This window comes from Methanospirillum sp. (genome assembly GCF_028679455.1).
Taxonomy (GTDB): domain Archaea; phylum Halobacteriota; class Methanomicrobia; order Methanomicrobiales; family Methanospirillaceae; genus Methanospirillum.
Genome location: NZ_JAJRBM010000157.1, coordinates 1 through 9,406, shown reverse-complemented (window position 1 = coordinate 9,406; position 9,406 = coordinate 1). Strand labels below are relative to the sequence as shown.

9 protein-coding genes are annotated in these 9,406 nt (G+C 46.4%); 1 reads left to right on the top strand and 8 read right to left on the bottom strand.

The genetic code is table 11. The features are described from left to right. The 4 genes from LUQ50_RS05420 to LUQ50_RS05405 form a co-directional block, all read right to left on the bottom strand. Window positions 1-556, bottom strand: a 556-nt coding sequence (locus tag LUQ50_RS05420; RefSeq protein ID WP_300037343.1) for a metal ABC transporter substrate-binding protein, incomplete at its 3' end; no start/stop codon positions are given. Window positions 557-580: 24 nt separating this feature from the next. Next, complete coding sequence (locus LUQ50_RS05415; protein WP_300037340.1) at window positions 581-1,411, bottom strand: metal ABC transporter permease; 831 nt, start codon at window positions 1,409-1,411, stop codon at window positions 581-583. After that, on the bottom strand, window positions 1,411-2,157 hold the full coding sequence (locus tag LUQ50_RS05410; RefSeq protein ID WP_300037337.1) for a metal ABC transporter ATP-binding protein: 747 nt from the start codon (window positions 2,155-2,157) through the stop codon (window positions 1,411-1,413). Before LUQ50_RS05410 ends, LUQ50_RS05415 begins: the two co-directional genes overlap by 1 nt. Beyond that, window positions 2,154-2,594: a formylmethanofuran dehydrogenase subunit E family protein gene (locus LUQ50_RS05405; RefSeq protein WP_300037334.1), complete on the bottom strand. Its 441-nt coding sequence runs from the start codon at window positions 2,592-2,594 to the stop codon at window positions 2,154-2,156. Before LUQ50_RS05405 ends, LUQ50_RS05410 begins: the two co-directional genes overlap by 4 nt. An 83-nt stretch (window positions 2,595-2,677) precedes the next feature. On the opposite strand from LUQ50_RS05405, the gene LUQ50_RS05400 reads away from it, so the two are divergent. Beyond that, window positions 2,678-3,379, top strand: a complete 702-nt coding sequence (locus LUQ50_RS05400; RefSeq protein WP_300037331.1) for a trans-aconitate 2-methyltransferase — start codon at window positions 2,678-2,680, stop codon at window positions 3,377-3,379. Between the two features lie 471 nt (window positions 3,380-3,850). On the opposite strand, the gene LUQ50_RS05395 is transcribed toward LUQ50_RS05400, so the two are convergent. The 4 genes from LUQ50_RS05395 to LUQ50_RS05380 all read right to left on the bottom strand — a co-directional run. Beyond that, window positions 3,851-4,777, bottom strand: a complete 927-nt coding sequence (locus LUQ50_RS05395) for a hypothetical protein (RefSeq protein ID WP_300037328.1) — start codon at window positions 4,775-4,777, stop codon at window positions 3,851-3,853. After that, a complete protein-coding gene (locus tag LUQ50_RS05390) occupies window positions 4,774-5,157 on the bottom strand; it encodes a type IV pilin N-terminal domain-containing protein (RefSeq protein ID WP_300037325.1) in 384 nt (127 codons plus the stop codon). The genes LUQ50_RS05395 and LUQ50_RS05390 overlap by 4 nt, the downstream gene beginning before the upstream one ends. Continuing rightward, window positions 5,154-7,040, bottom strand: a complete 1,887-nt coding sequence (locus LUQ50_RS05385) for a type II secretion system F family protein (protein ID WP_300037322.1) — start codon at window positions 7,038-7,040, stop codon at window positions 5,154-5,156. Before LUQ50_RS05385 ends, LUQ50_RS05390 begins: the two co-directional genes overlap by 4 nt. Beyond that, window positions 7,037-9,406: type II/IV secretion system ATPase subunit (locus tag LUQ50_RS05380; RefSeq protein ID WP_367278964.1), on the bottom strand; the 2,370-nt coding region annotated here is incomplete at its 5' end. The genes LUQ50_RS05385 and LUQ50_RS05380, both read right to left, overlap by 4 nt.

The window sequence follows — 9,406 nt, the reverse complement described above, 5'->3', positions numbered from 1 at the left end:
CCGGCTCTTTCTGCCATGCCATCACAATCGCATGTTTAGATGCAAGCTGAACCTTTTCCTCATCGGTAAGGTTCACTGCTTTTGCTATCTCTGCCTTATACTTCTCAGCATTTGCAGTGTACGTGTCAGCGTTCTTGGGATCAACTGCCTTGAGCCAGCCCAGTACGGTATCAGCAAGTGCTTCTGCAGATTCCGGAGTGTTCCATTCGGTATTGGGTTTCAGGATCTTCCAGGTTGTCTTCCCATATCCGTTAGAATCCCTGAACTTCTCAATAGCAGCCATGGCAGCCGTATCCATACTACTGTTATGTGCAAGGAAGAGATCAGGTGACTTCAGTGCATCTGCATTCTTCTGGAGAAGTCCAGGCAGAATGTCCCCTTGTAAATGAGGGCAGACGGTAGGATCTGCGATATATACTACATTCACTGCATCCCCTCCGATCTGACTGACCGGATCCCAGAGGACGCTCGTTGTGGTAACCACATCCAACGCACTGACTGCGGGAATTCCCATCAGGAGTGCGAAAAGGGTAAAAAGGTAGAGAAGTTGTCTCATAGTATTACGTATCATTCATTGATATTAATAAGTCTGATTCTTCACTCTTCTTTTTGGAGACAATGCGACGGCACTCACAAACACTCCCGAGAAGAGCACTGCAGTGAGTGGGCCAACCGGGAGTGAGTATGTGATCCCCACAAAAGCACCGATGACACTGGTGCATGCCGCGACAATCGGAGCAGCGATAAACATCTGCCGAATCGTTGCGCAAAACTGGTAGGCGATGGCTGCAGGGGTAACCAGCCATACATACAGGAGCAACCCGCCGACGATCGGAAGGCAGAGGGCCACCATAATCGCGATGAGGAGCAGTAACAGATAATATACCGGCTGAACACGGATCCCACTGATCTCAGCCATCTTCCGGTGAAACGTGATTGCAGTGATCTCTTTGCTGAAGAGCGTTATCAGCAGAATGATCACCAACATGATGAGGGCCAGAGCATAGATCTCCTCCCGGTATAATGAGACCACATTTCCATACAAAAGGGCACTGGCATCAAAGCCACGTCCTGTTGACTGCATCAGTGCAATAAAAAATATGGCCAGTGCCATCATGGTTCCAAAGAGCACCCCGAGCGTGGTATCAGTGTGCATCCGGGTCCGGTAACTGAGCGGCCCCATCACCAGAGCAGTCAGCACACTGAGTGCAGTGGCAGATATCATCATCGGAAGTCCGAAGAAGACTCCGGCAGCTCCTCCGGCAAATGCTGCATGAGACATCGTAAAACCGATGGATGCGATGTTCATCTGAGTAATGAGGACACTCAAAATTGCACATCCGATTGAAGCAAAAAACATTGCCTCAACCGCATGACACAGGACGTTATTCGGGATCAGGAACTCAAGCATTACCCGGCCACCGGAACAGAACGAATCAGATCAGCGACATTCCCGGCTGCAGAGTGGCTATCCAGAACCATATGTCCTCCCTGCATTACAAGAACCCTGATGTCGCGATCAGGAAGACTGTCAAAGGCATGGGAGACCATCAGTACCGGGACTCCTGAATCACAGACCTGACAGAGGAGGGAAGAGACCTCATCACGGGTGATGAGATCCAGGTTACTGAATGGTTCATCGAGAAGGAGAATTGATGGTTTTTTCGCCAGATTATGGGCAATAAGGACTTTTTGCTGTTGTCCGCCTGATAGTTTTCCGATCAATTCATCTTTGAGGTGCTCAATTCCAAGTTTTCTCATTGCATCCTGTGCAACTTCGAAATCTTCTTTTGATTCTCTTTTAAACCACCCAATGCGACCATATCTTCCCATTCTGACAACTTCTTCTACCGTGTACGGGGTGAACGGGTGAAAATCAAAGTTCTGGATGACATATCCCACATTGCACCTGACCGTGGTTCCCTCGTGTGGTACTCCCTTCCCACAGACCGTCACCGTTCCCCGGACGAGCGGAAGAAGTCCGGTTATCGCCTCAAGAAGGGTGGTTTTCCCTGCCCCGTTTGGCCCACCGATGACTACAAATTCTCCGGCTTTGATCGTAAAAGATACTCCTTTAATGACCGGGCAACTGGCACCTTCATAGGTAGTCCAGACATCCTTGAGATCGATGAGTGAGCAGCTCTCCTGAACGGTCACGAGATCTCAACCTTAAAGAGTTCCTCATCAGGAAGATGATAGAGCGATTCGGCATACCGTTCGATGGTGAGTTCATACTCAGGATCCTGCTGATCCAGCGTTTTGAGGGGGAGCGGAGTGAATTTGACTTTTTTCTCACCTGCTGAAAAAAGGCAGACGATGGTGTCAGATCTGATAATTTCGATATTGCCCTTTCCAAGCGTGCATCCGCTTCCCAGTTGTACCCCGTCAGCCAGACATGACTGGGGGGTGACACCGGTGCAGTACACCTGTGCGTTAAGTGAGAATGGATCGCCACCAAGTTCTTTCAGAGCACGCCTGCCCATCCGGTAGCCTAAAACAATAAACGGACCCAGATGGCCGTGAAATCGTGCAAGATCCGTGGCTGAATAATCACGCGGGAGCTCCATATAGTGACAGTGCTCATGCCATTTCATTGTAATAAATATTCATCTTAATAATACTAAAGTAATATTCATATGAATTTGCGTGCTTCATTTTCTCGATCGTGACTTCAATTATGAAACGTGATGTTATGTACAACAAATCAGCAAGTTCTGATCATGAACATTATCTCTCCATGGTATTAGCATACGATAACCGGATCGATGCAATTCTTCCGATGAGTGATCGCTTTTTCGACAGTTGTATTTCATTCATCCCGGAGGGTCCGATTTCCATTCTTGAATTAGGCTCTGGTACCGGATATGCGACGTCTAAAATTTGTGCGGCTAATCCCCAGGCACTCATCACCTGTATCGATCATTCGCCTGATATGATCCGGTGTGCCAGTCAGAAACCTGAACTGAATGCTGTCGCGATAATCGAGCAGGACATCAGAGATCCCTGGCCGGCTACCAAGTATGATGTCATCATGACAACACTCTGCCTCCATCATATTCCGGAAAAAGACAGGCTTGTTCTCCTGAAACGGATATATGAGGCATTATCTCCGAATGGAAAATTCATCTGCGGGGATATTATCAGGCCGGATTCTTTGGAAGTTGAAGCGATATATCAGGATCGCTGGGTCAGTTGGATGAGTCAAGCGGGGATGACCACAGAAGAGTCAGACAAGATGATTCATTCGCGAAACGAGAACTTTCCTGATATGGAGACTGTCCCCGGGTTTTATAACAAAATAAAAGATGCTGGTTTTCCCCGGGTCTTAATGCCATACAAAAATGAGATTGCAGCCGTGTTTGTGGGGTATCGCTCGTGAAATGATTACGATCTGTCCGCCCATCTGACCAAGAATTATCAGTTCTGATAGGAAACAGTGAAGATCTGCAACTCTTCCCCTCTATTCTCACAGACCCGGGGATGGTTTCAGACAAGGTTTTCTGATCATTGTCATTTTACCTTGGCGCTGATCATCATCTCCTGACATTTTATTACGTGAACAGGAGATCATCAGCATACTGGGAGAAGAAGTAGAAAGCGATGGTGTCTGGACAATGTACGAGTGTTCGCCCAAATGGTGTCTATCGGTAATGGATTGGATCATCTAACATGTTCTGGATATTGTAAGGGTAGACCAGATGCTTCTTCTCTCTGGTTGACACCATCGCATGCAGTTAGTATGTTTATCAACTATTTCAATATTATGAAATCTTACGTTTGTGCATTTGATAATACCAAAACGATTGATGAATGTTGAATTGGTTATATGTTAAGGGAAAGGGAATCTGAATTAATGGACTCGGAATGAAAGGTTCCACATGGTAATCTGAAATTTAGCAAATTTTGAATCTGGAATAATCCCGTGAGCACTCGAAGGTAATGCCAGGGTGTAATTATCACTAGTACCGGTTAAGGCCATATTAAATCTGGAATAATCTGTAAATTTGTTATAAATCGTAGAATTCACTCCGATAATATCCTGGGTTCGTGTATCACTCTGAAATGTCAGGATTGTAGTGTTGTTTAACAACCCTTCACATGTTTTCGATTGATTGAGTTCAATCTCAACCAATCCCCCTCCATTGCCATTTACTGCTCTATAGGAAGGAGCATTCTCCAGATTTATGAGGTCGATGGTAATATTCGTGATGTTATTATCATGCTCTTTAATGTCAATTCGTGGTGCTAGCATCTCGTAGTAGTCATTTCTCTCTGATGCACTTTTAGTATCCGCATCATCTCCATATTGGAGAAATGTCTTACGATTACCTTTGGAAACGGTAAGTACCCCGTCTTCCCAGACGTAACCCTGTCCAACCCAGAAATTTCCAACCGGATGATACAATATCTGTGAGCGGTTAATATCACACTTCATGGCCTGCGTTGAATCTACCATGACCAAGACACTGGACAGTGGAACCTCCTGAAGACTGGTATTCACTTCGAGATACCCGGATGACTTGATCGAAGAGAACATTGCTTCACCACCTCCAAGTTGCACCGGCTCTTTCATGGAGATATTCTGTCTGAATGTCAATACCTGGAGAATATCGGCAGATAACTTCGTGAAACTTTCTTCTACTGCGTGCAAATGTTGAATCTCTGACTGCTGTTTTAGGGATGGGATATAATATGCATTCAGCACTGAGATTACCGAGACAACGATCATGAGCAGGAGCATAAAAGCTACTATCGGAGAGACCGCATCATCCCTCATGATCTGGCTACCCCACTGAATATCACCGCATTTCTTGCGACAAAAGTGATTCTTGTATCCTGAGATATTCCCGAAAGGGTGAGATTATCTCCAAGGTCAAACGTCAGATTCGTAAATCCTGACTCCCATGATCTATTCTCGACCCCGTTACAGGTAATCAGGATCTGCTCTCTTTTGATCCAATCGCCACCTTTGTGATAAAGATGGAGTTCTCCGGACTGGCTCAACGATCCCATCTTGATAGTCACGGTTGGAACACGGTCCTCTGGTAACTGATTCAGGAGGCTTATGGTCACTATCGGGACCAGAATCAAGACCAGTGCAATCATCAGGACCTCACCAATCACTGCCGATACCGCAGATTCTTTTTGTACCATCATGCACCTGCCGTTGCATTTGCAGCAGCAGCGGCAGCTGCCGTATGAAGCAGATCCATCTGATACGGAATAATATACATAAAGAGGACAAAGCATCCAAGCACGAGCAATATTGCATGTTTCAGTCCTGCAAGTATACTATTTGCTGATAACTGGCCAGCCATGAGTCCGGAGAAAAACCCGAGTACGAGGCCTATTCTGAACATGTCGGTCAGGTTTCCGGCAGTATCAAATGTGATATTAAAACTGCTGAATGAAGAAATGAACGATACATTGAGGGAATACGCAGTATACATGTAAATTCCCACTGCGAGATAGACGATCATGACATAGGTGATCGCAATATTGAACCGGTCTTTCTTCAGTTTCAGATAATGTTCAAAGTCATTGATCGCGATAATCAGAACATCCTTGATGTAGTCGGTCACCTCACTTGCTTTTACGAGGAGTGACATTGCACGTTTTACCGAGACCAGACCGATACGGTCCTCCATCCTGACCAGTGCGTTAATAGTGGTTGATCCCCTCCTGATATCCTCCGAAGTCATTACCAGCTCCTGAGAAAGTACCCCGAGTTTGGAATTTGAGATCATCCCGATTGCACTCTGGAGGGTTACTCCGACATCTTTCATGTCCACGAGCTGGCGAAGAAACTCCGGAGTATGGCTCTCCACGTTATTGACAAACCAACTTCTGCCTTCATATGCAAGGGAACCCGGAGCAAGGGCAGCAATAATGAGCAGACTGATGAAGGCTTCAAGACACATCCCGGGAATCCACAAATCAAGCTGCCCGAAATAGTATAATGCAGAGACAATTCCTGCACATACCACTCCGAGCACGATACTGTAATCATAATTGGAGATATACGCTCGTGCCGGATTTTTCAGGAGATTTTCAAGTTTGAAACGTTTCCGTTTTGCTTCAATCTTTTTTAGAAAATTCTTGTCTACTTTGGAGAAGTCCACATCTTCGATGGAAATATCACCAAACTCAGTATCTTCGATTGGTTTCCGGGTGATATCCATCTTGATGGTAGGAAGCATCAGGTACAGGATGTAAATCATTCCCATCGACCCCAGGGCAAGTCCGAGGATGATAATCGGCATATATCCTGCAAGATCTGATTTTCCACCCAGGTTCTGTGCCACGATGATGATGATCATGGTGATCGGACCGGCAACAAACGCAGTCACATACACCTCAGCCATGATCTCAATAGTCTTCAGAATGTTCTCAAGTTCTCGGGCAGCTGACTCTCTGAAATATGCAGACCTGGACGAGAGGAAATTGGTTACATCCCCACCGCTGTTTGAGAGGAGCAGCAGATCATTGAGAAACTCTTCAAGGTTCTTTGACGGGGTTACTGCCTGCAGATTTCTGATAGCAGTGTATAGATCGTCTCCAAATACCTCGACATCCCGCACAATCAGCCCGAACTCTTTCCCCACCTCCCCGAAAAGGTCATCGGCCTCGTAGATCTTCCTGAGGACATTATACAGGGTCATGGTCATGGAGAGTGCCTGCATATACGTAATTGCATACGGAAGATCGAGGTCGATCGATGATTTACGACCTGCTGCAACAGTTCCCGGATAGGTAAAGATACCGATGAAGACCCCTGGCACCAGAAAGATGAACAGAATGATGATGAGCAAGATATTATTATTGAGAATATTATCAGGTTTATCAGGCATCAGTTGAAAGTTGGTGAAGAGCAGAAATGCTGCGATAGCAATAAACACACCTGTTGAAAGAATGCAGTATTTCAGCATCATCATGAAATACGAGTACTGCGAGTACGGGAGATGGGATGCCCGGATTGATTTCCGAAGGGTGGTTCCTTTCATCCAGGCTTCCACCTGGCGGGGAGTGATGATAATCATGCCATTCTCCGTAGATCGGTAATCATCTGAATCAACACTTCTGGGTTGGTACTATGCTGATTTTTTAGCCGTGCGAGGAATGCTGCCCTTATATCCAGATGATACCTGATCTCATCATCACTCCAGTTATGCATGTACTGAATCGTCTGCAACGTTTTGGATTTCTTATAAACCCGTTTAAACGAATCATCCTGGGGTTCGTATTCAAAAAGTGTGTTCCATTTTACCTTATCGCCTTCTCCAAGTACGATCTCATGAATTGCATCACATCGACGGATCATCCGGCCATCCCGGTAATGGAACGTCTGGATAACCATCAGATTCAGAGCACCAAACATTGCAGGAGGCACATTAATCGGCTCGTTCGTAAGACGATTGAGTGCTTCTTCGATATTTCCGGCATGCAACGTGGAGACGGTAGTATGGCCACTGTTCATCGCCTGAAACAGTGTTTGAGCTTCACTCCCACGTACTTCTCCGACGATGATGTATTCAGGCCGCTGTCGGAGCGATGCCTTGAGCAGATCAAAGAGATCCACACTCCCCCGATCATTAAAGGTGTTAGCGGTCCTGGTCTGTACCGGCAGCCAGTTCTTCTGGGGGATCTGGATCTCTCTGGTGTCTTCCAGTGAGACGATCTTGGAATTATGGGGAATAAAGAAAGAGAATGCATTCATCGCTGAGGTCTTTCCGCTGGCTGTTCCTCCTACCACGATCATACTTTGCCGGTTCTCAAGTGCCAGCCAGATGAATGCCAGAAGTTCATCGCTGTATGTCCCGAAAGAGAGCAGAGTCGCCGGGGTCATCGGATCAGAACGGAACTTCCTGATGGTGAACGAACTTCCTTTGGTAGACACCACGTCAGAATAGGTGATCTGAGCTCTCGAACCATTGGGAAGGGAAGCATCAAGCAACGGTGAGGTCAGGGATACCTGTTTGTCTGCTTTCTGTGAGAGTTTAAGTACAAATCGGTTCAGTTCTTCAGATTCAAACCTGATAGAGGTCGGAATGCTTCCATAATACCGGTGGTGTACATACACCGGGAGATCATGTCCGTTACAGGAGATATCTTCCAGCAGTTCATCATACATCAGCGGGTCGATCTTCCCGTATCCGTTCAGATTCCTCCGAAGGTAATAGTAAAGCACCGAGAGGCGGTCATCACTGATCTTTGGATCATAGGTTCTGACCACTTTGGCTACTTCCTCATAGTCGAGAAAGAGTTCTCCCTTGGTCACCGGTTTATCATATACCAGGACATCACGAAGCGTTTCGTGAGTTTCTTCCAGGATAATCCGTTCACGCGGTGAGAGTTCAGGTTCGATGACCCGGTATACCCGTTCCTTGTCAGTATCCAGGGTAATCGCAACGTAGGAATGGGGCTGATAGAGCCAGTATGCCTCTTCAGCGGTACATCCTTCTCCTGTTTGAATGTTCAGGATATTGGGAACCTGGGGTGTTTCAGGAACCGGAGGTTCTTCAGGTTCAGGATCTTTCCTTCGTGAACCGAGCGAGTTGATTGTCTGAAATCCTGCCTTAATCGAAGCAACAAAATGAGAAAGGCCCTTGGGAGAATCAGAAGCAGGATCCTGGTTGGTAGCACCGGTTGATTCAGGGTGACCCTTTTCGGATATTCCTTCGCGCAGGAATATCGTTGAGATCAGTTCATCGATCCTTGGATCTGGCACTAATGTTTTTTGTACCTGACCCGAAACCCTGACCCGGGCAGCCTTTGTACCTGGCATTGAATTCCGGGTATCTGAAACGGCTTTTGTCTTTCTGAAATCAATTCGATAATAATGCCCTTCATCATCCATTATCCGGTTGAGAATTACTGTCTCACCGGTCTTGAATGCCAAATTAATCCCGGTATCGTCAGGATTAATATCCTTCCCTGAAGATCTGATTAAGAAGTCTGCTAACCGGTTAAGGTCTGCACGTTTTGGTTTCAGGCATCCGATTACTTCCCGGGTAGTCTCTGTATGCCAGACCGTAATATATCCATCCGGATGGGTGCATCTGAATCTGGTTACCTGGCGATCAGATATGAGGAGACGTATCCATCTTACCGGATCCAGAGAAAATGATAATGCAATATAGAGGAGGTGGTGTCGTTCATCAGGAATCAGGGGGTAGGTATCAGCCAGATATCTGGAAAATTCATCAGATGAGAGACGGACTGCCCTCCCGCCGTTAGATTTAAGTCCGCTTCGTTTTTCATCCTCCTTTTTTGCTCCCACGAGAACGAGTTTTTCTTCGGTGCTGAGAGGGATTGTACCGATCTGATAGAGGAAACGACCGCTTTTTGACTTGCAGACCCTCACCTGAATGAGATTATGGTAGAGCCGGTATTCAGTAAGGATCTG

What these genes read in the sequence shown, in the direction of transcription:
- LUQ50_RS05405 (WP_300037334.1), bottom strand. Translation starts at nt 2,594, where the DNA reads ATGAAATGGCATGAGCACTGTCACTATATGGAGCTCCCGCGTGATTAT.
- LUQ50_RS05395 (WP_300037328.1), bottom strand. Translation starts at nt 4,777, where the DNA reads ATGAGGGATGATGCGGTCTCTCCGATAGTAGCTTTTATGCTCCTGCTC.
- LUQ50_RS05400 (WP_300037331.1), top strand. Translation starts at nt 2,678, where the DNA reads ATGAAACGTGATGTTATGTACAACAAATCAGCAAGTTCTGATCATGAA.
- LUQ50_RS05390 (WP_300037325.1), bottom strand. Translation starts at nt 5,157, where the DNA reads ATGATGGTACAAAAAGAATCTGCGGTATCGGCAGTGATTGGTGAGGTC.
- LUQ50_RS05415 (WP_300037340.1), bottom strand. Translation starts at nt 1,411, where the DNA reads ATGCTTGAGTTCCTGATCCCGAATAACGTCCTGTGTCATGCGGTTGAG.
- LUQ50_RS05385 (WP_300037322.1), bottom strand. Translation starts at nt 7,040, where the DNA reads ATGATTATCATCACTCCCCGCCAGGTGGAAGCCTGGATGAAAGGAACC.